Genomic DNA, 26789 nt, shown 5'->3' on the forward strand with positions numbered 1-26789 from the left:
AGTACTTCTTCCCTGAGAAAGGGAGAAGTTCAATGGAGAAAAAATGGAAAGCATTTATCATGAAATATCGGGATTTTTGTATTGCGGCTGGTATCGTAGGTTTTCTTTTAGGACCATTTTTATGGCCCTTTTTTCTTGCGATTATCTTAAATACCCTGTCGCTTACAGTGCCGATTCTGCTGGTATATAGTTTGATCAAACAGCCATGGAAAAAGAAAGGAACGGAAGATGGAAATAAAGACAAAAAAGCACAGAGTGAATCGTGCAAGAAAGAAACAAAGAAACCGCATGATTTTTCACAGCACTCAAAAAAGGAAACAAAGGAGTCAGAGAAACGTCCGACTCCTTCGCAGACTGCAGAGCATGAGGTAAAAAAAGCGGATGAACAGCTTACCCCACAGGAAAAGCCTAAGACAGTATCGGGAGAGAATCCGCTAGGAAAGGGGACAGAACATAGAAAGAATAAGACGGTAAAAGTGCCGCAGGAAGTAGAAGACTGGTATGAGTTAACAGGTAAAAACCGTATCTTACATATTTCCCGAAGCCTTTTAAACAAGCGTGTATTTTCCTTTTCGGTTGCTCAAGATGGGATGTGCAGCATGAAATCAAAGGAAGGTTTCGCAAGAGTTGCTGCAATCCGTGATTTCCCAGGAAAGGAGATGCAAGCGCTTTGTGCAATTATCAACAGAGAGGGAGAGATTCAGGCAAAGGTAAATGGAAAATATCTGTGGATCAGCAGAAGAAGGAGGCAGCCATAAGTGGAATGCAGATTTTGTGGCACGGTTTTTTATAATAGTGAGAACGGATATACTGTTGCAACCTATGCGACAGATGAATTGCTTCCTGAAAAAGCTCAGAAAGAAAACGGTCAGTTTGTCGCTGTAGGATATGAGCTGCCACAGGAATCCGGGCTAAACTATTCTTTTTCCGGTAAATGGAAGGACTCTGCAAAATATGGGGAACAATTCCATGTAGAGTCTGTGCAGATACATCTGCCAACGACTGGTGAAGGGGTAAAAGCATATTTAAGCTCAGGACTGATCAAAGGGATTGGACCGGTACTTGCAGAACGGATCGTAGAAAAATTTGGAAAGCATACTTTTTATGTTTTTGAGCAATGCCCGCAGAGACTATTAGAAATCCCGGGGATTTCAGAACGAAAATTAGAAGAGATCAAGGAAAGTTACCGAAAAAGCGAAAGCCTTCGGAAACTTTCCCTTTTTCTTTCGTCAGCAGGAGTAACACCGAAAAAGCTGCAGAAGATACAGAAACATTTCGGGGACGCTGCGGTCAGTATTGTAAGAAAAGATCCATTTCGCTTATGTGAAATTGAGGGTTTTGGATTTCAAACTGTAGATCCAATAGCGAGAAAGGTGAAAAATTTTAAACCGGATAACCCACTCCGCCTTCGTGCAGCAATTCTTTATGTTCTGCAGGCTGCAGAGAGTGAAGGACACCTTTATCTGGAAGTGCCCGAAATTTTGCAAAAAGTCCGTACTTTAATCCGCCAAAAAGGAAAAGATCCCATAGTAACAGAGCGGAAAATACGGGATGCAGGAAATTCTCTGTTAGGAAAGAATGAACCATTAGTATGCAGTTACCGGAGAATCTATCTTCGGAAAAATTATGAAGATGAGCAGGGAGCAGCTCTCCAGTTAGCCATGCTTTGTAAATGCAAGGTGCCACAGAGAAATGTAAAGGAAAAGATACACCAGTTAGAAAAAAAAGAAGGGATCTGCTTGACGCCTAAGCAGAGAAAAGGCATTGAAAACGCTTTTAACAATCCAGTTTCCATTATCACCGGCGGGCCGGGAAGCGGGAAAACGATGATCCTTCGATTTATCGTTATGATTCAGGAAATGCTAGATATGGACAGCATGACTTTACTGGCGGCACCCACTGGCAGAGCACGGCAGAGAATGTACGAAACTACAGGTTATCCTGCGATGACGATCCATAGAAGTATCGGCCTGACCGGAGAAGCAGGCGAAGATGCATGGAATCCTGGGCAGAGCCTTCCGGATGATCTAATTATTGTGGATGAATGCAGTATGGTGGATATGCATTTGTTTGCAAAATTCGTTAAACAGATCAAAAAGGGAAGCAGAATACTCTTTGTAGGAGATAAGGATCAGCTGGAGTCAGTTGGTCCGGGAGACGTGTTCCGGGAACTGATCCTTTCTGGAGTCATTCCGGTTACAGTGCTTGATCAATGTTTCCGTCAGGAAAACCAGACAATTCTGGAGAATGCCAGGAAGATTAATTTTGGAAAAACAAATTTGGTATATAATGACTGCTTCTGCTTTGTACCGGCGCAGAACCAGGAAGTGGCAGGTCAGAAAATAGAAAAATTGTTTTGCTCAGAGTGGAAAGGAAGGAAGAGATCAGCAAATGCAGTACAGGTATTAACTGCTCGAAAAGAAGATGCAGAGATTTTAAACCAAAAGATTCGTGATCGGATTAATCCGGCTGCACCGGGTAAAAGAGAAATCAAAAATGGAGGCAGGACTTTTCGAATCCAAGATAAGGTCATGCAGACCAAGAATATAGATGAAATTTCTAACGGAGATATTGGCGTAGTAGACCGGATTTGGCAAAAAGATGGGATTTGGCAGATGGATGTAGATTTCGGTGATGAGCGAATTAAGACCTATGCAGAAAATGAGCACTGGAATCTTGAACTTGCTTACGCAATTACCGTTTATAAAGGGCAAGGCTCGGAATATGAAATCGTGATCATTCCGGTTTTATCTTGTTATTGGAGAGCATTAAGGAGAAATCTTTATTATACTGCAGTTACAAGAGCAAAAAGAAAAGTGATTTTAGTCGGAAGTAAACAAGCGCTGGCTCAGGCAATCCGTACCGGCAAAGGAAAAGGAAGAAACACGATTCTTGGAGCCAGACTGCGGAAAGTTTATCGCTATTTAGAATCTGAAGAGAAAATAGCATAGAGATGCTGCCGTGTCACTTGGTTTGTGCCTGAGATGCGGCGGCTCTTCTTGTAATAGTAGAGAAATTCCAGTATAATAATATAGAATTTGAATATGGAAAAGCAGGTGATGATGATATGGCACGTGTCGTAGGAATTGGATTACAGGATTTTTCTAAAATTCAGAAAGAAAAAGTATTCTATATAGATAAAACAAAATTCATTAAGGAGTGGTGGGACTCAAAAGATGAAGTGGTCTTGATTACCAGACCAAGGCGCTTTGGTAAGACTTTGACTATGAGTATGGTTGAACAGTTCTTTTCCATTGCGTATGCGGAAAACAATTATTTTGAAGAAATGGAGATCTGGAAAGAAGAACGTTTTCGAAATCTGCAAGGGACCTATCCTGTTGTTTCATTAAGTTTTTCATCAGTTAAGGAACGAAATTATGAAGATGCCAGAAAAAAAATATGTGCAACAATCCAAATGCTCTATCAAAAATATTGGTTCCTTTTAGACGGGAACACACTAAATGAGCAGGAGAAGGAAGAGTTTTTAGAAGTCACTGCAGATATGCCAGAATATGAGGCTACCTTGACTCTAAAGAAGTTATCCTGTTATTTGAAGCGGTATTATGGAAAAAACGTAATCATACTGTTGGATGAATATGATACGCCGATGCAGGAAGCTTATGTGAAGGGATACTGGCAGGAACTTGCAGACTTCATAAGAAACTTGTTAAATGCAACCTTTAAAGATAATCCGGACTTAGAGCGTGGAATTATGACCGGAATCACCAGAGTCAGTAAGGAATCTATCTTCTCAGGACTGAATCATTTGAAAGTTATAACAACAACATCTAACGAATATGCGGACTGCTTCGGGTTTACTAAGGAAGAGGTATTAAATGCCCTAAAAGAATATGGGTTGGAAGATCGACAAAATGAAGTGAAAAAATGGTATGATGGGTTTTGCTTTGGGGATATAAAAGATATTTATAATCCATGGTCGATCATCAACTATTTAGATAATAAAGTGGCAGCACCGTATTGGGTGAATACCAGCAGCAATGATTTGATTGGGAAAGTTTTGCAGGAAGGGAATGTCCAGATTAAAGAGTCTTTTGAAAGGCTGTTGCGTCAGGAGGCTATATATACAGAAATTGATGAACAGATTATTTATGGTCAATTAGATATTGATGAAAATGCGATTTGGAGTCTTATGCTGGCAAGCGGTTATTTGAAAGTAAATAGCAGTTATGTCAAGGAAACCAGTAGAGGCTGGAATCAGATTTACGAATTGAGTATTACGAATTTTGAAGTACTTATTATGTTAAAGAAGATGGTTCGCAGCTGGTTTTCGCCATCAGCTTCAAATTATAATGAATTTATGAAGGCACTCTTACAAGATGATATCAAAGCAATGAACGTATATATGAACCGGGTTGCAACTTCGGTGTTCAGTTTCTTTGATACTGGGAAAATGCCGTCAGAAGCTACAGAACCGGAAAGATTTTATCACGGGTTTGTTTTAGGGCTAATTGTTGATCTTGAAGAACGCTATTCTATTACATCAAACCGGGAAAGTGGTTTCGGACGTTATGATGTAATGTTAGAGCCTAAAAATAAAAAAGATCCAGCAATACTCATGGAGTTTAAAATTCAGGATCCTGATGATGAGAAAGACTTATCTCAAACAGTTGAAGCAGCCTTAGATCAGATTGACCAGAAAAAGTATGCTACCGAATTGATCAAAAAAGGAATCTCTCCTGAGCAGATTAGAAAATATGGATTTGCATTTTGTGGTAAAAAGATATTGATAGGAAAAAGAAGTGCAGGAATGGAGAACCATTCAGAATAAGATGGAGAAATTGATAGTAGCGGATAGTACAAGGATATGATTTGTCTGCAATTATTTTTGTGCTGGATAGAGAATCCTTGGTAGATATTAATTTTATTCTGTATAAGCAGAAGAAAAATCATTGCAGATTCTGTGACTCTGATAAAAATAAGATGAAGGAGACAAGATATAGAAGGAATTTTATATCTTGTCTTTTTTAGAGGATAAACGCTATTGCCAGGAAAACAATGTCGCTTTCAAAATATGCAGGGAGAAACTAATTGTTCGGTATAAGATACTTCATCTGTATTCTATGAAACAAGTTAATTATGGCAGAGATTTAAAAATGATATGGAGTGTAAAAATGGAATTTTTAAAAAGAAAACTCCCGACAGGAATAGACGATTTTGAAAAATTGAGAAAAAATGATTTCTACTACATTGATAAGACAGGATTGATCAAAGACCTGCTTGATAACTGGGGAGAAGTAAATCTTTTTACCAGACCAAGAAGATTTGGCAAATCATTAAATATGAGTATGCTTCAATCCTTCTTTTCCATTGATAGTGATCCTTCGGTCTTTAAAGGACTGAAGATAATGAATCAAGAAGCACTATGCGAGAAATATATGGGGCAGTATCCGGTAATCTCTATTTCGTTAAAGGGAATCAACGGACAAACTTATGAAACTGCTTTTAAGATGGCAATCCGGGTGATAAATGAAGCTGCTTCGGGAATGGAATACTTATTGGAAAGCACACGATTATCTGAAAACGATAAGAACAGTTTCAGAGAACTGTTAAAAAGAGATATGGATGAAACAGCTCTTTTTGGAAGCCTTCGTGAATTATCCCGTTTATTAGAAAAACATTATGAGAAAAACACGATCATTCTTATCGATGAATATGACGTTCCCCTTGCAAAAGCATTTGAGAATGGCTATTATGAGCAGATGACCTTCCTAATCCGAAATCTGTTTGAGCAGGCCCTTAAATCTAATAGGAGCCTGAAGTTTGCAGTGCTTGTCGGCTGCATGAGGATTCCGAACGAGAGTATTTTTACTGGATTAAATAATCTAAAAATACGATCTGTTGTAGATGTGGAATTTGATGAGTACTTTGGATTTACAGATGCAGAGGTTCGAAATCTTTTGCAATATTATGAACTTATGGACCATTATGACATCGTAAAAGAGTGGTATGATGGGTATCGGTTTGGGAATATTGATGTCTACTGTCCGTGGGATGTGCTGAATTACTGCGATACACTTAGGAGCAATCCGGACGCAATGCCACAGAATTATTGGATAAATACCAGTAGTAATGACGCAGTGAGAGTGTTTATTGAACAATCCGATAATGGAACAACAAAAAGAGAGATTGAACGTTTAGTGGCAGGTGAGGAAATTAAAAAAGAAATCAGGCAGGAACTGACGTATAAAGATATGTACCGCAGTATTGATAATCTGTGGAGCGTATTGTTTACAACGGGTTATTTAACACAAAAGGGCAGACCGGAAGGAAATGAAATTTCTCTGGCAATCCCTAATGTGGAGATTCGAAATATTTTCACCAGTCAGATCATGGAATTCTTTAAGGAACAGGTAAAAGAGGATGGACATACTTTGAACCTATTCTGTGATGCACTGGAAAGAGGGGATGCCAGGGAAGTAGAACAATGTTTTACCGGGTATCTTAAGAAGACGATCAGTATTCGTGATACTTTTGTGAAAAAGCCAATGAAGGAAAACTTCTATCATGGTATTTTACTGGGAATATTAGGTGTAAAAGATAAATGGGGAATTTCCTCTAACCGGGAAACTGGAGATGGTTATAGTGATATCGTTGTGGAAACAGAAAATAGTGCAACAGGAATCATATTGGAAATAAAGTATGCACATGATGGGAACCTGGAAGAAAGTTGTAAAAATGCCCTTGAACAGATCGTAAATACCCATTATGAAGAGGAATTGAAAAATGAAGGGGTTGACAGAATCCTGAAATACGGTATTGCTTGTTATAAGAAACGCTGTAAAGTTCAGCTCATTGGCGAGGAAGAAGGTATATTATAGTATTTTCGAATATACATTTGAATACTGTTTGCGCAGGATATATAGACAGAAGATGGAGGGAATGCTATAATCAGTTTGTAATCATTTTTATGTCGGATAAAAATTCCAGGCATATATTGATTTTGTTCTGCATATGCAGAAGTTAAATTATGGCAGATTCTGCAAAAAAATATATAGGATGAAGAAGACAAGGTATAGAAAGAATTTTATATCTTGTCTTTTTTTATGCCTAAAATCTATTGCCAGAAAAGAAAGGAGAAAAAACAATGGCACAGATTAAATTATTTGATACATGGACGTATGCAAAAGAAATACCGGAGCCATTTTCTAAATTTATGAAAGAATTAAAAATTCGGAAAACCACATTTGAAGCAGGATGGCTTTCACAGTACAACGATGGGAAACAGGCTACTTTACACCCAGCTACTTTGTATGCGGTATTGGCGGTCGCAAAAATATATTTGCGGCAATCTTCCGGAGCAATCGGAATTCAAAGAGGGAATAATGGCCTTTTGAATTTTTATTGTATGGAGTACCCAAAAGGCGGGGACACCTATGCGCTCATTTATAATCCCATAAGCGCACGCATGCATGGATCTGTCGTATCCGATCAGAAAGAGTTTTTAGCTCTTCCGGCAGTCAGCCAGAAAGAAAGCGATGGGCAGGAAATCTTGGCAATGTTGGTTTATGTAAGCCTGGAGAAAGAGGAAGCATTTTATAATCTGGAATTTGCCCAGAATTTTGTTACGCTTGCCAAAGAAATGCAGGATGGATGGCCAGATCCCAAGAACGCATTAAAAGCTGCTTTCCTCTGCTGTGATAACCTGTACCGAAGAATGGAAAATGTCAGTGCGTATCCCAACGAAGAAATTCCGTTCGACAAATCTCAGCTTGACCAGGATGGGATCGAAATGCTGTCCCCATTAGCTGTACGAAGTCAGTTGTATGCACCGAATACGGCGATAAAAGGAAAGTTTGAGATCCTGGGTGAAGAAGAAAAGGCAAGGAGCTGGACTTTAAAAGAGCTGAAAGAAGTGTACGGACAAAATTGGGATGTCCCCAGTCAGTATAGGAACAAAATCCCTGCACTTCCAGAAGATATGAGAGTAGGAGAATATGCACAGGATATCCTTTCTGCAATCGTGGAGTCGCCATTCCGGAAATTTATGGTTACAGGCGACGCCGGTACAGGGAAAACGACAGATGCACAGATTATTGCACAAATCTTAGGGGTTCCCTATTTCGCATTAAACTGCGGCCCGGATACAGATGAAAACAAGCTGGTAGTGAGTATCTATCCAAATTCCAGAAAGCAGTTTCGGGAGAAGATAGAAATGCCAACATTAAAGGAATTTGTAAATGCTCCAGGAAAAGCAGTTGAAAAATTGGGTGGTTATTTAAATGAAAATGCGACGCAAAGTGAAGCATTTCGGACACTTTTAGAAAGAGCGGCCCAGGCAGGCTATCAGAAGGCAAAAGCTGAAGGTAATTATGTGATGCAGGAATCGGAGATCATAACAGGCTGCCGGATGCCGGCTGTTATCGAAATCATGGAGGCTTCTCTGATTACAGAACCAGGAACATTAGGTGCATTGAACCGTCTGTTGGATGATTCAAAACAGATTGACCTCATCTATGGAGAAACGATTGTAAGGGATCCTAACGCAATTATCTTTATTACAACAAATTTAAATTATGTGGCTAATCGGGAAATGGACTTTTCTGTTATCTCACGGATGAACAAAGTGCAGCATAGAAAACCGCTGACTGCAGAAGAATTGGTGGATCGTGTGATGTATCGGACCGGCTGCAGGGAAAAGGATATGCTGCGGAAAATGGCAGAGATGTTTATCAAGATGGGCGAGCTTATGAAAACGGAATTTGGCAAGAAAGGGGTATGCGGATACCGTGAGTTTGAAAACTGGACCATTGAGTATATGCGCCTGAACAATGTGATAAAGGCAGCCGAGGATACGGTTCTTGCGAAACTTTCTGCGGATGAAGAGGATCGTGCATTGATCCGGGCTTCCTGTATGAGCCTGTTCCAAGCTGCGTGAAAGGATTAATTATGGAAGGAAAAGAAAGATTCTTGCTCGAAGCGGAAAAAATGCTTTCCGATTATGAGTTTTTTACGTCCCCTCGTTTTATGCGTCTGCTACATCACGTGGGAAAAGAGATTACAGACCGTCATAATGCAAAAGTCCGGACTTATGGAGCGCCGGATGAAAACCGGGCGGGCTATTTTGAAGGCACTTATACTTATATCAATGTGCTCAATGAAATCACACAGAGTTTTCCATCATTGGAACTGCGTGGAGAAAGTATTTTGGGTGTACTGGGACATGAATGTGGACATCAAAATTATTCCAGTATTTATCTGCGGAAAAAATATGTCGAAGGGATAAGTAACGGGATCCTATATCCTTATTTTCCTAAGCCACGTTCAGAAAAAGAGCGGCTGTATGCAGAGCAGATGAAGGAACTATTTGTACGGAAAGACAGAATTGCAATCGAACTCTATCTGACCATGGCTGCACCCCTTCACGGATTGCTGGAAGACGTCTATATCGAAGAACGTATGATGAAAAGGTTCCCGGGAAGTATCCGGAGAGGGATACAGGGGAATCGAAAACGTATTATGGAACGTTACGACAGCGTAAAAAAGCTGGATAAAGGCGGTGATAAGCTGGGAACTATGGCCTCTGTACTTACGGAATATATGTTTACGAAGCGTGTGAATGCATGGGATGGAGAAATACAATTATATGCAGATTTTCTAAGAGAATGTATACCGCTGATCCATCAGGCGGCCCATGATGTAAGAGAGAGCAGCCGTTTTATTGCTACGAACCAGATTTTGCTTGCTATCTGGCCGTTGCTCTTAGAAAAAATTGAGGAATTACAAGAAATGATGGAGCAGACGCCGCCAGAGAAGCAGGAGGATCTGATAAAGAAAACCGCAGAAAAGATCCAGACGCAAATGCCTCAGTATTCAGAAGAGCCTATCTGCCGGGAGCACCGCATGGAAGAAATGAATGCCTCTGATGTGAAATGGACCGGAGCGGATAGGAAAGAGGAAACCGGAGAAGAAAGACCGGATGGACAAAACGGGGATATAAAAGATTTTACAGAAGCCGGAAAGATAAAAGAAGCACATCCGGAGGACAAAAAACCATTGGAAGAACTATCCGTAGATTTTCCAAAGGAAATTGATATCAGCCGGGAGTTAAGGAAGATCCGCCATGAGCTTGCAGAAGAAAAAACAGAGAAGATGATGACCGATGCAATGCGGGAAGCGTTGAAAAATTTCCTGGAAGGTGTCAAATTCCATCCGGTAAATGAAGCAATTCCAAAGGAAGTCATACGAAAGGATAAGCCATCCAAAAAGGCAGAATTGATGTATGAGCAAATAAAGCCGGAAATTCAAAGGGTACTTAGTGAATTCCTCGTATTGGTTCAGCCGATCCTGATGACCAGAAAATCCAGAATACGAAGGAAGCAATTCTTTGGAAAATCATTGGATATGAAAAACTTGTGGGATCCTCAGGACCGGGTTTTTAAAACGAAAATTTCGGATAAAAATAATTTTAATACGGCAATTGCAGTCCTTATGGATCAGTCCGCATCCATTGATGAGAGAAGAAGACTTGCCTCTATATTGGCTACACTTTGTATTGTAGAATTCGCACAGTATTTGAAAATACCAGTATGCGTATATGGGCACTGCACAGACTTTCGAAGACCTGAGCATTTTGGAAAAGAGACGGTTTGCCTTCATTCTTACATGGAATTTGAGGACAGGAATCATGAAAAATTAAGGATCCTTGACATGAAACCAGGCGGAGCCAACCGGGACGGAGTGGCTTTGCAGTATATGGAGGAAAAACTAAAAAGAAGAAAGGAAAGGCAGAAGCTTTTATTCTTTACTTGTGACGGGTTACCGAATGCAAGCGATTATGGAGGCGAAGTAGCAAGAGATGATTTAAAACAGATCCAGAAGGAACTTCACAGAGATGGGATCCATCTTCTTGTGGCGGCGATTGGAGAAGACCAGGAAGAAATCCATAAAATTTATGGGAATTCTTGTATCAATACAAGCGATCTATCAGCTCTTCCTGGAGAAATCTGCAAAAGATTATTGCAGATGATCCTGTAACAGAAAATAGGAAACTGAAGGAGAAGAAACTTTTATATGGAGAGAGTACTATGGAAAATAATGTAATCAGAGGATTTTTTCAAGTAGGATATTTGATCAAATTGGGGGAAAATCTTTATTTTCGCCAGATTTTAAAAGGAAGGATCCAGTATGGAAAGGAGTGGGAAGCACGATTTTTTGGCAGCTTCAGAGAGGCAGAAAGCTTTGCCTTGAAACATCTTTGGTATACCGGAATGGATCCTAAAATCTGCAGAAGGGCATGGGCAATTCTGTCTGCAGATTGTGAGGAAGGAAAAGAAAAATTCTGGGATGGGAGAGTATTTACTTCTGATGGGAGGAGAGCAAAACTGTTTCATAATCCAAAAGAAATGAGAAATTACATAAAAAGGCATGGAATGTCGCAAAAGGTATATGATGATCTGCTGGTAGTAGAGGAAAAGCAGATCCGTAATGCAGCATAAGAGAAAGGAAGAACAGGATGAAAAATATGAATTTATCAAGAGTGAAAAGAGCAGTGCAAAAGAAAAAGCGTTTTATGATCAAAGACCATCATAAGAAAGTGTATGTTGGGCAGATCCGGGAACCTCATATTATTCAGAGTAATGGTTTTTACTCTGTGATCGCTGATCAGCCGGAGCATGAGATTTCTCGTGTGAATAATGGTAAGGGCTCCTGGTTTGCTTACGGAAAGGCTTCCGATTGGGATTTTACAGAAAAAGGAGGACGCTATTACCGAAACGGTTTGGCGCATATCCCTGAAAATCTGATCTGGGAAATCGAATTTCTTGAGGTGTGCATATGAAGATCTTAGCTTGTACCGTATATTGTTCGGCCTATTATCAATCTTCTCTTCAGCTTCCGGAAGCAATCAAAGATCTTCCGGAAGCAATCCGGTATGCAGAGGAGCATGTCAATGAAATACCTCTCGGAACTTTAAAATACATACCAGACAGTGATGAAATAAGTGAAATAGGGTGTGAGATCCTGGAGTTTGATGAGACAGATACTGCAGAAACCAGAGAGAACATAAGAGAGGAACTTCTCGGCAGAGCAATCTTTGATTTTATCGACGGCATAAAAGATTTGGAATCACAGGCAGAGACATGGGAGGACCAGGAACTTGCAAATTCCCTGACACGGTTTGCGGATCAGTATTATCCGGCAGATGCCGTGAGAGAAATCCTTGAAGACGGGGAAGGGATTCTTTCGGGTGCGCAAAAGCTGGATGAAAAGAAAAATCCATACTATTACCTGGAAGGATTCGATGTAGATGGATTCCCCTATGTGTTTCGCACAATTGCAGCCGATGACTTAGCTGAGATCTTACATTTTATTGAAAGAACCGAAGTGTTTCACTATTTACTTCCAAAGTATTCTGATTTTCAGTTCGAATGGGTATGGCAGATACAAGAAGAGGAAACTTCACACCCAGTTTATTTTTATCCCATGGTGTATGGAGACACAGAATTGACAGCTTTTTTGGATAAGCTGCAGGATTGGTATTTGAGCGGTACAAATGAGAAAAGCAGTGTATCAGAATTCATTCAGATTATCAATGGGCTTCTGCATGGATATGTGGTATTAAATCCCCAGTATCTGGATCTGTTCATGCATTTCGAGGAATGGAAAGCTCTCCTGCCAAAAGACGGGAAAAAGCGGTATCTGGAAACCTATGAGAAAATAAAAAAAGGAAGCACGCCGGCGGTTCGAAGTGAGTATCGTGGAAGTTTTAAGAAGGACGCTATGAAAGAACTATAGTATAAAAAATGAATCACAGTGAATAAAAGGGGGAGGCTTTTGCTTCCTCCTTTATCTTTCAGGAAAGGAAAGAATATGGAAAGATTATACGAAGGTATCCTTGATCTAAGATTATGTTCTGATTATGCACGGATGATTTTAAATGCGGTAAAGACAGAAAATAGAAGTATAACCTATAAGGAGTTGCCTTTACGCTATCCCTTCCTATTAGAAAACAAACAATCTTCGGAAGGAATATATGGGCTTTTATATCCCGGTGAAGTATTGGAACGATACAGGGATAAAACGGAAGACACACTTCAAAAAAGAAGGGCACTATTACTTGCTCTTGCGATCTGCAGGGATGTATTTGAAAAAGAGATGTTCCATGGAGATCAGTATGCAAGCTTTATAATTCGGTGCAAAAAGGAAGCTGTCAAGGATCTTTACCTGAAGAGTGCTTTATATATATTGACAGACAACAGAAATGAAAAGGAGACATTACGCAATGAGCTATTCGAATATCCGTACCAGAAACCGGAAGAGTTGTTTTATGTTTTGGTATTGATGAAAGAAGAGGTACCGGAAGCCTGGGAAAGATGGAAAAATTGTCTTAATGATCTTCTAGGAGTGAAAAGAGAAAAAAATGCATATATGTATGTGCCGATTTACGAATGGATTATTCGGAATTGCATCGAACAAATCCGCACTTCCAGAGGGAGAAAACTGGCCCTTTTAAAGGCAATCATAAAACTTCCGAATACTTTTGCCCATGAGAAGAACCGAGTTTACGAGATACTTTCCCAAAATGGGTATAAGAAAGAAGAGATTTTTTATTTAAATGTCTGGATGCTCCGATATGGGATCGGATCTTATAGTGCAGGACGCCGTTCTATTACAACAGTACGGGCAGTCGAAAAATTCTGTATTTGGGTATGCAGTCAGGAAGAAGAGTATCCTGACGATGTGTATCGACTATGCAAAGAATTGATACAAGATTTTAAAGAATATCCAGTACATATCGGAGGCCAGGAAGGAATTCTTGAAGCAATGCACTGCCAGGTGCAGGTGAAAAATGTAAAGGTATATTTATTATTATATGAGCTGCGTAATATCAGAAATTTTAACTGGTCATGGCTGCATATTGACCTGCGGGCAGCGAAATATGAGCCGTTGCTTGAAAAACTTGGACAAAAAGAGTTCCAGCATTATGTAGAGAAAACTCTGGCTGGTGATAATTTTACAAAAGAAGAGCTGCTGACCTACTTGGAGAGATACCGGAGATTAATGGGGACAGATTATCGAACAGTGATGTTTCAAAAATATGATGATAAATATAACCGTATTTTTCAGAAACTCTGCGATAGACATCTGCTGGACCCGGTTCGCCTGACAAAAAGTATTTTATTGGAAGGAGCAATACGTCCTGACAGGAAAGAGATCTATGAACGGTATTTGGGTGAATATGTAAGAAAGGCAGATTCACCGCAAAAAATGAGGGTCTTAAGTTTATTTTCGAAAAAGTATTCTGCCGCCAAGCTAAAGGATATCTTTCAGATCCCGGATTTTTGGATTCAGACAGTCAATATTAGGAAAGGAAGTTGGCGGAAATTTGAAGACATGAATTTTTTAAAAGGAAAGTTAAATGTTGGAATGATCCGGCAGTTATTTCGCTGGGTTGAAGAAGCCGTGTTCCGGGAAATGACGGAATCCTATATGGAGTTTCTTCTTTATCTTTTGGCAAATAAAGAGAATAAGATATGGATACCGCAAGATGTTGGTAGAGAGATGTGTAAGGAATTGGAAAAATATGAGGGGGATGCCTCTTTCATGAATTATGCACGGAAATTATATTTTAACCAGGAAGAGATAGCCGCCTATAACAGGAGAGTTGAAGAAGAACGGAAAAGCGTAGCCGAAAAGATAAAGCGAGAAGAACAGCAAAAAGTTCAGAATACGATTGCCAATTTAGCCTGCCTGGACGAAGCGAAGTTTTTAGGTAAGATCAGATGGGAAATTTTGGGGCTTGGTTCATCTCGCAATAATGCTGCAGTGGTGAAGCAATTTGTACAGAAACATTATATTATGGAACGGCATGTGTTAACAGCGTGCAGTGAATATTTGACGCTGATCATGAAACTAAGAGATTTAGGAACGATAAATGCAAAAGAAGCAATAGAAATCATTAAAAATACGGAGGTAGAACAAAATGATTCAGAAAATAGTGCAGCATTTGCAAATTTATAAGGGAATGCAGCCAATCGGATGGATATATGTAGGAAAATATAAGGAGCATTTCTTATGTAATTTTATCCATGCAATACAGAAAAGAAATAGAACAAGCATGGTAAAGAAATACAACCAGAAAACCATCTGCCGATTCATTGAAAATCCAGAACTGATCGACCTTGCAGAAAGACTGGAAGAAGATGCGGTTCCTTATGAGCGTGTGGAAGCGCTTTTGGAAGTAGCAAATCGTGATGAGCTATCTAGACATTCCTATGAAGTCATTCGTGATGTACTGCAGAGTACGGAAATAGACAAAGGAAATGAATATTCTTTTTTAAAGTATTATGGAGAAATAGGACTCAATCAAGAGGACAAGGTGAGAGTGAATAGAGGGATTTCCTTTACTCAGGAATATGTACAGGGCGGAGTAGACGCTATTCCGGAAGATGCCAGGTATATTTTAAATGATGAATTATTTTTGTTTGATTTCCTTTGCGTTTCTGCGTCAAAACCAGAGGTTTTTGTAGATCTAAAGGATCAAAAACTTAGGGATATATTGAGGACACTCTCAAACTATGTGAAAGATACAATGCGGCTTTCTGAGGAAAATTATCGACAGTTAAAAGAAGCTCCTGAAGAAATTGGGACATTGTTATGCGAATGCTTGGAGCCGCTTGAAGAGCAGCAAAAAAACAGGGTAATACAATACTGGCTGGAAGATGAGAAGCTGCTTTATGAACTGAAAAAATGGCACAATAAGCATAGCTGGACAATAGAGGAAAGGGAACAGCTCGGGATGTCTAAAATGAGATATGTTGCAACCGTGTATGGTGAGGATATCCGCATGATTCCGAATATGTATAGAAATATGAATGAACTGCTTATATACGCAATCAAAAATAGAAAAAAAGCTTTTTTGCGGTTATGCAGGGAAAATCCGGAAATTCTGAGTAAGATGCCATATAAATCCGCTTTAGCAGATGAGGATTTTTACAAAAACTACGTGAATCTAAATTCAATAAATAGAAAGGATTTGCAGGGCTGTTTAAGTTTGAAATGGCAGTGTGAATACAAAAAATATATGTGCCGAAATAATTATACATTTGCTGAGGTGAAAACACTGATGGAACTGCCTTCAGAGGAATATGTTTCCCTGTACCATTTTCTTACATATGAAAGGGTAGATGACCGGCTGCGTGTAATCCGGGAATGCGGAAATAGTGAATTCCTTATTTCCGATTTATCGGAAGAAGACCTGAAGAAATTGGCCGGCTTTCTTTCAAAGATGTCCCTTTCCAGATGGAAAAAAGAAGTATTTGGGAATATCTCAGGAGTCAGTGCAGAAGATATTTGTAGAACATTTTTAATTTGGGAAAAAATGGAGCACTTTTTAAAAGAGATTCGGGACCATTTTCAACTGAGGTATTTTTACAAGAATATAGAGCAATTGGAAAGCTGTAAGAATGTGGAAGAAGCCAAGATAAAGATGTTGGAGGCTGATCGGCATTGGGATTGGCTCAAGGATTTCTTTTCTATATCAAATGAGTTTATTCAGGAGAATAAAGAACAGATTCTGTCTTTCCTGTGTGAGGGTGGAGCGGAAATACTCTATGAATACCACAAAGACTACAATCGTAATGTGGAAAGTATGAGAAGGCTTCTTGTGGCTGAACTTTTAGGACGATTTAGAGAGGTGAAATATCATGAGAATGATTTGGAAAGGGAACTCTCCTGGAATATATCGCTTCCTGCCCAGAAGACATGGCAGGAAAATATGGAAAAGAAACAAGGACACTTCCATCTTTGGGAGGAAGACCGTTTTCTTCCCGTCATGCAGATTGGCGAAGTACCAGAAAGTACGTGCCTAAGCTATAAGAATGGGATGTACAAAGAGTGTCTGTTAGCAACGTTTGATTCGAATAAGAAGGTTCTTTATCTTGCCTATAAGCAGCGAACAGTACTACGAGCGATTCTGCGGCTGACGAAAGGCTCTAAAGTATGGAAGGAGCAGGAGAACCATCGTATTCAGTTCGCAGATCTGACACCGGATGCCGCTGGAGACAGCTCTGATGAAAAGCTGGTGCTGTTTCTGGAAAGAGCATATATAAAAAGACTTCCAGGGAAGGAGAGAAAAAACGCAATCTCCTTATTGCTTAGACTGGTAAAAGAAAAGGCAGACCGCTTAGGGGCATTCCCTATGATTAGTTTTGAATATTCCAATATGATCGATCAGGAGCAGCTTGTACGAAAAGATTATTATCTCTATATATCTGCAACAAAAGGGAATACACAGTATCTGGATTCCTTGGATGGGAGTAATTCCATTACAGACACAGGAAAGTATAAAAAAGCTACAATTTATACCTGGAAAGAATATTTGAGTGCCATCTGAGGACTTCAATAAGCTATGTTTGAAGCGGTATGAATCTGTAGTGAGGATTATAATCTTCAAAGGGCCGATATATGGGTAGGATGGATATATAAATAAAATATAGGATACAAGAATAGATCGTAGATTAAGAAAAACGGACACGGTATCAGGAAAATCTCTGGTATTGTGTCCGTTTTATTCGCTCAAAAAGTGTTATACAGCATGATCATGATCTGGAACATCAAGTTTTTCTGGAAGTGACGGTAAACGTGTTCTTCAATATTGCGATATTGAAACATCCGAATTGTATAATTCTTTAGCGTCAATGCTTCTGGCTATTACATTGGATCCGCCAATGTACTGACACGGTAGAGACGTAGAACAGCGGCTTTATAAACGAAATATGGATTGACACTCCTGGAAACCTGTGATACGGTTTATATGAAATATTTTTGCAATAAAGTGTTGCAGACATATTTTGTTCCAGTAAACGCTGGAAGAGAAATTTCATTCAAACTAATTTTGAATAATATCTATAGAAAGACATCAAAACGTTTGTTTTTGGTGTCTTTTTTTCGTAAAAAAGGAGGTGCAGTAATGGAAATTGATAGGATGCTGACACTGTCAACAGCACATATTTGCCAGGATACAGCAGAAAAAATGGGAAATCACTTACTGGATTTGACAATCTATGAAAAAGGGAAATACGGATGGTTCATTTATGTTGATCCTGAAATTGCAGGGGAGAAGATTCCGCAGGATCTTTCTAGCATATTAAAAACTGCAGAGAAAGCCGGATGCACATGGCTTTGCCTGGACTGCGATGGAGAGAAGATTAAGAATCTTCCGACCTACGAATGGTAAGAACAGATAGAAGGGAGAAAATATTCATGAGAGAAAGTATCATAGACGCCGACCGTACAAAACGAGAGAAGGCGAAAAAGCTGCGTTACAAAAAACCAATCGTAAAAGAATTGAATTTAATGACTATTCAAATGGAACTTTCAGACATTCAGGAAGCATGTGAAGATGTACACTGGTACTTTGATTCTGATGACGATACTCTGCTCAATGCCTTGGATGGAAATCAGGATGAGGAGTACGAATTTAAGATGATGTTTGCCGATTTATGTACGGAATGTGACCGGCTTATTATAGATTTACAGGAAGAATGGGTGCCAAAGTGCTTCGACCATTTCTTTGTTTCAATTGAAGCGGGAGAAGATTTTGGGGGTCTTTTAGGATACGATTCCTATGAGCAGGATTACTTTGGGCTTTCATGCTCTGATGTATGGGCAGAGGATGAAAGTAAAAAGGCGCTAAAACGGCTGACGAAAGACGAGCTTATTGCGTCTGCCCGGCAATGCTTTCGGGTTTACCAATCATTTATTGCCCTGCGGTACCGATATGACTGTTTAAAAGCTGCTATGGATATCTTGCGTGACGAAAATACTGCATATCTTCAAATGGTGAAAGAAATTGAAGAATTATACGAGCAGGCTGATAAAGAAAAGTTTTATGAGTATGGCGACGCAACAATGAAATTGGATTCTTTTTTCGAATGCCTGCCACAAGAAGCGTGGATTTACTGATGGAGGTATGTTATGGCAAAGAAATATGTAATTTATCTTGACTCAAGATACCCAGGGTCAGCAGGTAATAATTCCTACGGTTATTGGAGTGGAAAAACTTATACAGTGAATGGAGAAATATTTCCAGTACATTCAAGGGATTCTATTACTTGTGATACAAAAAAGTATACGTCATATAAACGAGCGCAGCAAGGTGCAGAAGCAGTGCTTGAAAAATGTGCTTATGTGTGGAAATACCAGATAGAAGAAATTGATGACGGGTAATTTGAAACAGAATGATGAGACTATAACCGACTAATAAGGGACAGTTCTTCCTATATCAATTTAGTTGGGATTCATAATATAGGAGACGAAAGATATGAATGACGAAGAAAGAATCGAATGCTGTCATATAGAGATTCGAAGATTGAGGAATGTTATACGCTTATATGATACACAGCGTAATGATTTTTATCAATGGCTTCAAACGGAAAAAATGAAGCCGGACGGAAAGCAACCAGAGTTCAACGAAGTGTGTCGCCAGTTTGAAGAACTGTTTGAGTATTCCGAATGAAGAGGAGAAATTTATGACACGAGGATATTTTGTATTGGAACAATCAGGTACAGTTGTGAAAGCCGCTTATTTACCAGCTGATGCCTATTTGCAATATGGGCATGGGCAGGAAATCATAAAAGCCTATGCAGAAGGAAATGAAATGGAATTGCTGGAAAAATTTCATGAAAGGACGGATAAAAGAGATATCGACCATATCCGGCCAGGATGGTACCGGGAAACGGTATATTCAGGAAAAGATGATTTTATCGAAGAATTTGGCTATGTCCTGACAAATAGCAGTCTTTCGATATATAATTTTGGAAAATTCCTATTTCGCACAAAGAAAGAACATGCGAAGACATGGCTGGAGGTGATTAACAGCCTGGACCGATTTGAATTAGCCTATTTATATTCTGAAGATAAATTATGTTATCAGTGGAACCAGTACCACGCATTGTTCCGGGATATAGCGAGAAAAATCAATAAGGGAAAAAGTTTCATGGACTTGGAACAACTACTGAAAGATAAAAATTATATTCCCAGTCTCTTACGAGACGATCATATGATGGATGTCTTTCATATGCCAGACAGACCTGCCTATCAAAAGCCTTGGAATAAAGGAAACGCCTCAGCGACATTTATTGTCATGCGGGAATATGGAAAATGGAAGGTCTTTTTGCAGCTTCCCTTTTGCAGGATCCCAATCCTTTCAGTTTACACCAGTGAAAAGAAGGCAGTTGAAGAAATACGTCAATTACTAATAAGCAAGGAACCGGAGATGGAAAGTTTTTCTGAGGTAGTTCAGTTGATTGAAAAATATAAAACGGATCCTATTATACAGGAGAAAGATTTGATCGGACTTAGGAAACTGTTAGAAAACAAAGAACAGCAGAGGCCCTGGTTTGCACATCAGAGCAGATTTACAATCGACTGGATTATAGAGGAATTACTTCAGAGAATGAGAAGGAGGACCGATTAATGGAATATTTATTTGTACTTTCCGATAAAGGAGGATGGTGGTTAAAGATTGATTCCGTAAAGCAATTGGAAGACTATCATAAGAAGACAGATGAAGCACGTTATGAAGCAACTCTTGATCGAATCCTTCATGGTGAAGACCCATATGAATTGCTGGAAAAGGCTCCTGATATAAAAGAAAGAATCCGCCTAATGGAAGATCCAAGCTTTAAATTCCTTCAGGCGGCATATCTTAAAGCCGGGCAGCTTAATTGCTCTGTATTAGACGGCGTGCGGGCATTTAAGATTGAAGCCGGGATGCATGAATTGCGTTTGATCAAGCAAAGCGGTGCTGTATACTTCAATTCTTCTGGCGGCTGTACCAGTGATCTCTCTTATACGCAGTTTTGCAGAAGAAAGGAACTGATATTTCCGGATTTTACAGAAAAAGATTTACGGCATGTGCGCTATCCAAATGGAGGAAGGCACTGGTATGTCTTTATTGGGGATATGCAGGTAAAAGACGGCATGCGCTCTAAGTGGAATACAAGGGAAGAAGCAGAAAGGATTGCCAAGAAAGTGCTGAACGCACAATGACCGGTGAAGCATAATATATTTAAAATGGAAGTATGTGTGATTGACCATGAGTCCATAGAGTAGATTCAAGGCCAAGAATAGCAGAGACAGACGGGAACCAGCAGGCAGGCTAACACTGTTGTTGAAGATCCTGAAAAATCTGTTATAATAATCTATAGATAGAAACAGCATAAGAGAGGAGTCAACTTGAAAAATCCGAAGATAAAACCCGACATAATCTTTAAAGAGTTTTGGAGGCAAAATGACCGTTTTGCCAGTCTTTTCAATACCGTAGTATTTGAAGGAGAAGAGGTCATAAAGCCTGAAGAACTAAGCGAACTGGATACAGACGTATCCACCATGGTGGAATTTAATGAATATAAAGAAACCCTGAGCAGAGCCAGGGATGTTGTGAAAAAAGCCGCACATGGTGTTGATTTTGTAATTATGGGAATTGAAAATCAGCGTAAGACCCATTATGGCATGCCGCTTAGAGTAATGATCTATGACGCACTTGGCTATTTAAAAGAGTATCAGGAGATTTCCAGAAAGCACAGGGAAGCTGGAGATAAAGCAAGTGCAGAAGAATTCCTTTCCGGCCTGCATAAAGAGGATCGTCTGCATCCTATAATAAGTATTGTTATCTATTATAATGAAAAACCATGGGATGGGCCGAAAAGCTTGAGAGACATGATCGTAGATATGCCGGAAAAACTTGGCAGAGTATTTTCTGATTACCGGATGAATTTGCTGCAGGTAGGAGAGAGCGGAAAGTATCGTTTTGGTAATGAAGAAGTTCAGATCATATTTGAAACTGCCAGATATATTTACGGCGGAGAGTTTGATAAAGTCCGCACACTTTTAAAAGAAAAAATCGTAGCCCCGGATGTGGGAGCAATGATCGGTGTGATGACGGACAGTGATTTGTTGGTTCAAGAAGCACTTGAAAGCAAAGGAGGTATGAACATGTGTACTGCATTGGAACGTTTGGAAGAAAGAGGCCGTGAAGCGGGCAGAATAGAGGGAAGAGAAGAAGGGCGCAAAGAAGGAAGAGCAGAAGGGATAGCAGAGGGAAAGCGAGAAATACTTTTTGCGTTACTAAAAGCTGGAGCAGAAATTAAGCTGCTCAAAGAAGTCAGCGGATTAAGCGAGGAAGAAATTAAGACACTTCGCAAAGAAATAGAATAATCATTCTACAGGCAAATCTGAATTTCTATTTTTGCAGGGCTGAGGATGATATAATATGGAGTATCATGTTTTTGCAAAAGTGTAGAAATTTCATTATGCTTATGCTTTTTGGGGGAAAACTAGGTGTTTCCCCCAATCTGCTATTCTAACAATGTAAAGATTAAGGGAAATGTGAATGCGATGATATGAGTGATTACGGGCAGCAATTCGCTTATTCAAGTTCAAGAGTCATCCGAAGGAGATATGAACATGTGTACTGCATTGGAACGTTTGGAAGAGAGAGGCCGTGAAGCGGGCAGAATAGAGGGAAGAGAAGAAGGGCGCAAAGAAGGAAGAACAGAGGGAATAGCAGAGGGAAGAGCAGAAGGAATACGAGAAATACTTTTTGCGTTGCTGAAAGCAGGAGCAGAAGTCAGATTGCTCAAAGAAGTCAGCGGATTAAGTGAGGAGGAAATTGTAGCTCTTCGTAAAGAAATTAAATAACTGATATGAAACGGTAAAAATGCAGATTGGACTGCTATCTTCCATTTAGAGGGGATGCCTTCAGCTGAAAAATAGAAAAGGTAGTCATCCTGGACTTTGAACCGGGGGAAGGTGGTTTTGCCTCCTTGCTCCATGTTATGCGGTTTATTCAAGCATAAAGATATCCTAAATAAGATATTATAAATAATTAATAAGGTGAGAAAAGGAGAATTTCTTTTATGAATTTCATGGAAATAAAAAATTTGAAAGACTGTAAAAGGGTCTTAATTGATTTCACGGTGATGAGATTTGAAATAAATTTTGAAGAAAAGATAATACGCCCCATAAAGGCAGAAGACGATGAAAGAAAACAAAATTACTATGATGAATGTAAAGAAGTCTGGGAAAGAAGAACCATAAAAGAAATCAATGAACATGCAGCATACAATATGGGACAGTTTTTATATCGATTTGCGAACCGTAATTTTTCAGGGATGCAAATGCGGCCATGGTATAAGATGATAGATGGTGCTCAAATTATTGAATGAGGAAATATGCACATCAAAATGTTCAATGTGAAATTGATGGCTGCATATAATGTCACAATGGAAAACGGAGGCAGAAATCAGAACGATTCCGGATTCCAGTGGAATAAATGGAAAAGAAATTGAAAAAAATGGAACGAATATTATCGTCCTGATCACTGCGAATCATATTTCCTGCTTTAGTAAGCGGAGGATAGAATTGGAAGAATGCTATAAGAAGTTTTTGGCTTCAGCCTGGCAGGACAGGTAAAATGAAAAAATCATATAGAGATCTTAAATTTTAGGGAAACAAGTAGGTTTCCCTTTTTTGTATACAAAAATTTAGTAGACACATTTTGTGATACTTGCAAATAAAAAGCAAATTATATGGAAAGGAAGCGGAAAAATGGAACAGAGTTATAATCTCTTAACGAAACATCTTTTGCGTGAAGGATATCATGTCCATCATTATCCTCAGTATGTTAAAATTCCAGCGGTCTATCCGGTAACTTTGGAAAATGTATATGGCGGTTTTCAATATCGTTCTGATTATATACAGGAGAAAAACTATCAGACGGGATGCGGCCTGTACGTCAAAGGGAAACATTGCCTAAATGACCTGGGGTACATGGGAATTGACTGGTGCTTTGAAAATGATAATCCAGTGGTTTTGTGTCCGTTTGGCGCTATTTCATGTAAAAGAAATCATCCTCTTTTAGAAAATAAGGAAGGAACACGATCTTTTCATTTCTGCAGATGTCGTATGACCTATGGATATGTATATGACATGAGCATAGAAAAGTTACAGAAGTTACAAAAATCAGATAAAGACAGGCTCCTAAAGAAGTTTTTTGAAATACATTCTGAAAATATGTGCCAGCATCATATGTTTTTTGATGAACGAAAAATGGAGTGGTACTTTAAGTATCAGCCTTTGATGTGTGCAAAAACCTGTACAGGAGGCGAATTCTGCCCATTACGTGGGCGGAACCTGACAAAGAAAAAAGGAAACCTCTTTTATGATTTGAAAGTATCTACAGTCCGTAAGGATGATACATTTTTTGCAGGGGAGCCAATCATATCAATCATCAAAGGAAAACGATTTTTGGATCACTCCGTATCGCTGGATATTTGTGCAGCACTGCGGAACATTGCTGCAAATGAAATCTACTGGAAAGAATGGTGGAATCAATATTCCATGCTGCATATATATGACCCGGATATTAAAATTGAAATTTTAAATATTCGGGAAGGAAAATCAGAAGGCAGGGATTTAGAACAGGATCTTCAAGATATTCAAAAAGGTATCCATGTAGTTCATGCTTCTGATTTAGCAACCGCTAAGAAGCAGAAGAAAAAAGAGGAGAAAAAGAAGCGGGAACAGACAAAAATCATAAAATTGGAAGAAAAAGCGGCGCAATACGGACTGCAAGCACTAGATCCGAGAGAACAGGAGTTTTTAAGAAAAAGATTGGGTACAGAAGAGCTAAATAGAGTATGCACAAGAGAGGCAGAAAGCGGTGTTCAAATGGATCTTACAGACTATTTTGAAATGTAAAAAAGGAAAAGTGGAGAGTGACACAAAGGGAGCGAAATTATGGCTTAAAATCAAATCCTTTATTGACAATACACTATATCTTGTGTTAGTGTGTAAATGAAGATTTGTATTTTGTGTATTTAACCATAAATACAGTTTGCTTTGATCTCCAGGACAAACTTGGAGAGCGATTTTTTGACAGGATAAAAAGTAAAAATGACATCAAAATTCAGTAAATGGATTTTGGTGTCTTTTTTTGTTTCAGCATACGGAAAGGAGGAAGAAAGAAGCTTGTTTCCAGAGAAGGATTAGGAACAGAAAATTTTTCTGTTGATTGGAGGAGAAAAATATGCAGAAGGATCTGATAGCAGGTTATTATCAGCTTTTGATTGCAATCTTCTGCGGATTAAATGCGACAGAAGCGAAGTTCATGTATGAATACGGACCTAGCCACCCTATTTGTAAAAGGTTTCTGAAGAAAAAACTTCAGAGACAGGACACGGAGCTGTCAAGGGAAGACAGGGCACAGATCATTAGCTGTATGCGAAAAGAAGGATATACCTGGGAAAGGATTGCTGAGGCAATGGATTGTGAGGTCGCAACAGCAAAAGCCTGGCTTGGTGAAACAGAGAAAAGAAAAACAGCATAAGGAGGAAGATATATGTGCATTTACACAAAATAGCAGATTTTATGAATTTCAGGGAGGCTGCAATCGGCGGCACGATTCCGGAGACAGCAAAGTATAGAGAGATGCTAAAGAAAATGCACCCGTTACAGATGCTGTCCTCGAATATCGTAATCCCTCTATTTGAGATTTCCTATTCCTATACAACCATAAGGGGAAATCATAAGAATGCTAAAAAATATGTATTTCTTCAGGAGCATGAAGAAATCGACATAGAAATCGAACTGCTCATGAAAGATTGGGTAGAAGATTATAACCGACAGAGGCCATACCGGAAAATCTCCAATGTTCAAATCCTGGAAATCCGGATCATCTCTTTTGGTTCGATTTCTATTGACCATTAGTATTGTTCTGTTTTTTCGTATCCCGGATGATTCGGGTTGCTGCTTAGAGCACACGGTAATTGCGTACTGTGTTCTTGAAAATGCTCAGAGGAAGTGAAGGTCAGGCAGCGTAAAAAGACACACCGGTAAGAATGGCTTTTCCGTTCCAGCAAAATAAAAAAGGAACGGGGAAGAGATGGAACAATATACAATTTTTATTGATATCAACGCTAAGATTAAGCGTTCAGTCGAAGCGCTAAGATCATTTGAGAGAAAGGCTCTCCAGATGCACCCTGAAGGATATTACTTGTGTTTTAGTGGAGGAAAAGACAGCCAGGTGATTTATGCTCTTGCGAAAATGGCAGGGGTAAAATTCCATGCGTATTATAATATTACTACGGTGGATCCGCCAGAGCTTGTTTATTTTATCCGGAAAGAATACCCGGAAGTAACGATGGTTCCACCAAGAATCAGTATGTGGAAATTGATCCCGCAAAAAAAATATCCTCCAACAAGAAAAGTGAGGTATTGCTGTTCTGAATTGAAGGAAAGAGGCGGTCAGGGCCGTTTTGTTATTACCGGGGTACGCTGGCAGGAAAGCAATAACAGGAAAAACAGGGGGCTTGCCGAAGTTTTAGGACCGAAAGAACCTAAAATAATTTACCTGAATAATGATAATGATGAGAAGCGCAGAATGTTAGAATCATGCCAGTTAAAGGGCAAGTATGCGCTGAATCCAATTATTGATTGGTCAGAGGATGAAGTTTGGCTGTTTATCCATCAGTATGTTAAGAAGTACTGTCAGCTGTATGATAAAGGCTTTCGGAGGCTGGGATGCATTGGATGCCCTCTGGCTTCGGTGAAGCAGAGAAAGTGGGAGCTTTCGCTTTATCCGCAGTATCGGAGAGCGTATCTTAGGGCATTTGAAAAAATACTGAAAGACAGAGAAGAAGATGGAAACTGCAATAGGGCAGAACAGTGGAAAACCCCGGAAGATATTTACAAGTGGTGGCTTTATGGGAGTGAGAAGCCGATGAAGCAGATCGAGGGGCAGATAGAAATGGAATTAGCCTCTTAG

General features: G+C 39.4%; 24 protein-coding genes. All 24 read left to right on the forward strand.

What is annotated here, in order from left to right; all coding sequences use genetic code 11:
* Positions 1-32: 32 nt before the first annotated feature.
* The 24 genes from INF30_RS11750 (at position 33) to INF30_RS11865 (ending at position 26789) form a co-directional block, all read left to right on the forward strand.
* On the forward strand, positions 33-758 hold the full coding sequence (locus tag INF30_RS11750) for a hypothetical protein (protein WP_226395317.1): 726 nt from the start codon (positions 33-35) through the stop codon (positions 756-758).
* Positions 759-2951, forward strand: coding sequence for an SF1B family DNA helicase RecD2 (recD2, locus tag INF30_RS11755; protein ID WP_226395318.1), 2193 nt, complete (start codon positions 759-761; stop codon positions 2949-2951).
* A gap of 116 nt (positions 2952-3067) precedes the next feature.
* Positions 3068-4789 (forward strand): AAA family ATPase, encoded by a 1722-nt coding sequence (locus INF30_RS11760; RefSeq protein WP_226395319.1) that lies wholly within the window; start codon positions 3068-3070, stop codon positions 4787-4789.
* 343 nt (positions 4790-5132) lie between these two features.
* Positions 5133-6839: an AAA family ATPase gene (locus INF30_RS11765; RefSeq protein WP_226395320.1), complete on the forward strand. Its 1707-nt coding sequence runs from the start codon at positions 5133-5135 to the stop codon at positions 6837-6839.
* 266 nt (positions 6840-7105) lie between these two features.
* Entirely contained in the window at positions 7106-8896 is a 1791-nt protein-coding gene (locus INF30_RS11770; RefSeq protein ID WP_226395321.1) for an AAA family ATPase, read from the forward strand.
* Positions 8897-8907: 11 nt separating this feature from the next.
* Positions 8908-10995: a vWA domain-containing protein gene (locus INF30_RS11775; protein WP_226395322.1), complete on the forward strand. Its 2088-nt coding sequence runs from the start codon at positions 8908-8910 to the stop codon at positions 10993-10995.
* 50 nt (positions 10996-11045) lie between these two features.
* On the forward strand, positions 11046-11456 hold the full coding sequence (locus INF30_RS11780; protein ID WP_226395323.1) for a hypothetical protein: 411 nt from the start codon (positions 11046-11048) through the stop codon (positions 11454-11456).
* A 17-nt stretch (positions 11457-11473) separates the two neighbouring features.
* Complete coding sequence (locus INF30_RS11785) at positions 11474-11797, forward strand: peptidylprolyl isomerase (protein WP_226395324.1); 324 nt, start codon at positions 11474-11476, stop codon at positions 11795-11797.
* A complete protein-coding gene (locus tag INF30_RS11790) occupies positions 11794-12753 on the forward strand; it encodes a hypothetical protein (protein WP_226395325.1) in 960 nt (319 codons plus the stop codon). The genes INF30_RS11785 and INF30_RS11790 overlap by 4 nt, the downstream gene beginning before the upstream one ends.
* Before the next feature lie 75 nt (positions 12754-12828).
* Positions 12829-14979: a hypothetical protein gene (locus tag INF30_RS11795; RefSeq protein ID WP_226395326.1), complete on the forward strand. Its 2151-nt coding sequence runs from the start codon at positions 12829-12831 to the stop codon at positions 14977-14979.
* A complete protein-coding gene (locus INF30_RS11800; protein WP_226395327.1) occupies positions 14942-17353 on the forward strand; it encodes a hypothetical protein in 2412 nt (803 codons plus the stop codon). Before INF30_RS11795 ends, INF30_RS11800 begins: the two co-directional genes overlap by 38 nt.
* A gap of 576 nt (positions 17354-17929) precedes the next feature.
* The gene (locus INF30_RS11805) at positions 17930-18196 is read left to right on the forward strand and encodes a DUF5983 family protein (protein WP_226395328.1); all 267 of its coding nucleotides are present in this window, start codon (positions 17930-17932) and stop codon (positions 18194-18196) included.
* Positions 18197-18222: 26 nt separating this feature from the next.
* On the forward strand, positions 18223-18924 hold the full coding sequence (locus tag INF30_RS11810) for a hypothetical protein (RefSeq protein ID WP_226395329.1): 702 nt from the start codon (positions 18223-18225) through the stop codon (positions 18922-18924).
* A 12-nt stretch (positions 18925-18936) separates the two neighbouring features.
* The gene (locus tag INF30_RS11815) at positions 18937-19188 is read left to right on the forward strand and encodes a hypothetical protein (RefSeq protein ID WP_226395330.1); all 252 of its coding nucleotides are present in this window, start codon (positions 18937-18939) and stop codon (positions 19186-19188) included.
* Positions 19189-19282: 94 nt separating this feature from the next.
* The gene (locus INF30_RS11820; protein WP_226395331.1) at positions 19283-19477 is read left to right on the forward strand and encodes a hypothetical protein; all 195 of its coding nucleotides are present in this window, start codon (positions 19283-19285) and stop codon (positions 19475-19477) included.
* Positions 19478-19490: 13 nt separating this feature from the next.
* Positions 19491-20438, forward strand: coding sequence for a hypothetical protein (locus INF30_RS11825; protein ID WP_226395332.1), 948 nt, complete (start codon positions 19491-19493; stop codon positions 20436-20438).
* Positions 20438-21013 carry a hypothetical protein gene (locus INF30_RS11830; protein ID WP_226395333.1) on the forward strand — a complete coding sequence of 192 codons (576 nt, stop codon included), beginning with the start codon at positions 20438-20440 and terminating at the stop codon, positions 21011-21013. The genes INF30_RS11825 and INF30_RS11830 overlap by 1 nt, the downstream gene beginning before the upstream one ends.
* A 186-nt stretch (positions 21014-21199) precedes the next feature.
* Entirely contained in the window at positions 21200-22180 is a 981-nt protein-coding gene (locus INF30_RS11835; RefSeq protein ID WP_226395334.1) for an RpnC/YadD family protein, read from the forward strand.
* A gap of 249 nt (positions 22181-22429) precedes the next feature.
* Complete coding sequence (locus INF30_RS11840; RefSeq protein ID WP_226395335.1) at positions 22430-22663, forward strand: RpnC/YadD family protein; 234 nt, start codon at positions 22430-22432, stop codon at positions 22661-22663.
* A 218-nt stretch (positions 22664-22881) separates the two neighbouring features.
* Positions 22882-23190 (forward strand): hypothetical protein, encoded by a 309-nt coding sequence (locus INF30_RS11845; protein WP_226395336.1) that lies wholly within the window; start codon positions 22882-22884, stop codon positions 23188-23190.
* A gap of 382 nt (positions 23191-23572) precedes the next feature.
* Positions 23573-24724 carry a hypothetical protein gene (locus INF30_RS11850; protein WP_226395337.1) on the forward strand — a complete coding sequence of 384 codons (1152 nt, stop codon included), beginning with the start codon at positions 23573-23575 and terminating at the stop codon, positions 24722-24724.
* 328 nt (positions 24725-25052) lie between these two features.
* Positions 25053-25352, forward strand: a complete 300-nt coding sequence (locus INF30_RS11855; protein ID WP_226395338.1) for a hypothetical protein — start codon at positions 25053-25055, stop codon at positions 25350-25352.
* A 14-nt stretch (positions 25353-25366) separates the two neighbouring features.
* Complete coding sequence (locus tag INF30_RS11860; RefSeq protein ID WP_226395339.1) at positions 25367-25732, forward strand: hypothetical protein; 366 nt, start codon at positions 25367-25369, stop codon at positions 25730-25732.
* A 175-nt stretch (positions 25733-25907) separates the two neighbouring features.
* Positions 25908-26789, forward strand: a complete 882-nt coding sequence (locus INF30_RS11865) for a phosphoadenosine phosphosulfate reductase family protein (RefSeq protein ID WP_226395340.1) — start codon at positions 25908-25910, stop codon at positions 26787-26789.

Origin of the sequence: Claveliimonas monacensis (genome assembly GCF_014982975.1) — a bacterium.
Lineage (GTDB): Bacteria > Bacillota > Clostridia > Lachnospirales > Lachnospiraceae > Claveliimonas > Claveliimonas monacensis.

Bases quoted from the DNA above. Each gene is read 5' to 3' on its own strand.
- INF30_RS11810 (WP_226395329.1), top strand. From the start codon at position 18,223: ATGAGAGAAAGTATCATAGACGCCGACCGTACAAAACGAGAGAAGGCG.
- INF30_RS11865 (WP_226395340.1), top strand. From the start codon at position 25,908: ATGGAACAATATACAATTTTTATTGATATCAACGCTAAGATTAAGCGT.
- INF30_RS11765 (WP_226395320.1), top strand. From the start codon at position 5,133: ATGGAATTTTTAAAAAGAAAACTCCCGACAGGAATAGACGATTTTGAA.
- INF30_RS11855 (WP_226395338.1), top strand. From the start codon at position 25,053: ATGCAGAAGGATCTGATAGCAGGTTATTATCAGCTTTTGATTGCAATC.
- INF30_RS11770 (WP_226395321.1), top strand. From the start codon at position 7,106: ATGGCACAGATTAAATTATTTGATACATGGACGTATGCAAAAGAAATA.
- INF30_RS11845 (WP_226395336.1), top strand. From the start codon at position 22,882: ATGAATTTCATGGAAATAAAAAATTTGAAAGACTGTAAAAGGGTCTTA.
- INF30_RS11830 (WP_226395333.1), top strand. From the start codon at position 20,438: ATGGAATATTTATTTGTACTTTCCGATAAAGGAGGATGGTGGTTAAAG.
- INF30_RS11820 (WP_226395331.1), top strand. From the start codon at position 19,283: ATGAATGACGAAGAAAGAATCGAATGCTGTCATATAGAGATTCGAAGA.
- INF30_RS11780 (WP_226395323.1), top strand. From the start codon at position 11,046: ATGGAAAATAATGTAATCAGAGGATTTTTTCAAGTAGGATATTTGATC.
- INF30_RS11790 (WP_226395325.1), top strand. From the start codon at position 11,794: ATGAAGATCTTAGCTTGTACCGTATATTGTTCGGCCTATTATCAATCT.
- INF30_RS11795 (WP_226395326.1), top strand. From the start codon at position 12,829: ATGGAAAGATTATACGAAGGTATCCTTGATCTAAGATTATGTTCTGAT.
- INF30_RS11750 (WP_226395317.1), top strand. From the start codon at position 33: ATGGAGAAAAAATGGAAAGCATTTATCATGAAATATCGGGATTTTTGT.
- INF30_RS11840 (WP_226395335.1), top strand. From the start codon at position 22,430: ATGTGTACTGCATTGGAACGTTTGGAAGAGAGAGGCCGTGAAGCGGGC.
- INF30_RS11775 (WP_226395322.1), top strand. From the start codon at position 8,908: ATGGAAGGAAAAGAAAGATTCTTGCTCGAAGCGGAAAAAATGCTTTCC.
- INF30_RS11805 (WP_226395328.1), top strand. From the start codon at position 17,930: ATGGAAATTGATAGGATGCTGACACTGTCAACAGCACATATTTGCCAG.
- INF30_RS11815 (WP_226395330.1), top strand. From the start codon at position 18,937: ATGGCAAAGAAATATGTAATTTATCTTGACTCAAGATACCCAGGGTCA.
- INF30_RS11800 (WP_226395327.1), top strand. From the start codon at position 14,942: ATGATTCAGAAAATAGTGCAGCATTTGCAAATTTATAAGGGAATGCAG.
- INF30_RS11850 (WP_226395337.1), top strand. From the start codon at position 23,573: ATGGAACAGAGTTATAATCTCTTAACGAAACATCTTTTGCGTGAAGGA.
- INF30_RS11760 (WP_226395319.1), top strand. From the start codon at position 3,068: ATGGCACGTGTCGTAGGAATTGGATTACAGGATTTTTCTAAAATTCAG.
- INF30_RS11825 (WP_226395332.1), top strand. From the start codon at position 19,491: ATGACACGAGGATATTTTGTATTGGAACAATCAGGTACAGTTGTGAAA.
- INF30_RS11785 (WP_226395324.1), top strand. From the start codon at position 11,474: ATGAAAAATATGAATTTATCAAGAGTGAAAAGAGCAGTGCAAAAGAAA.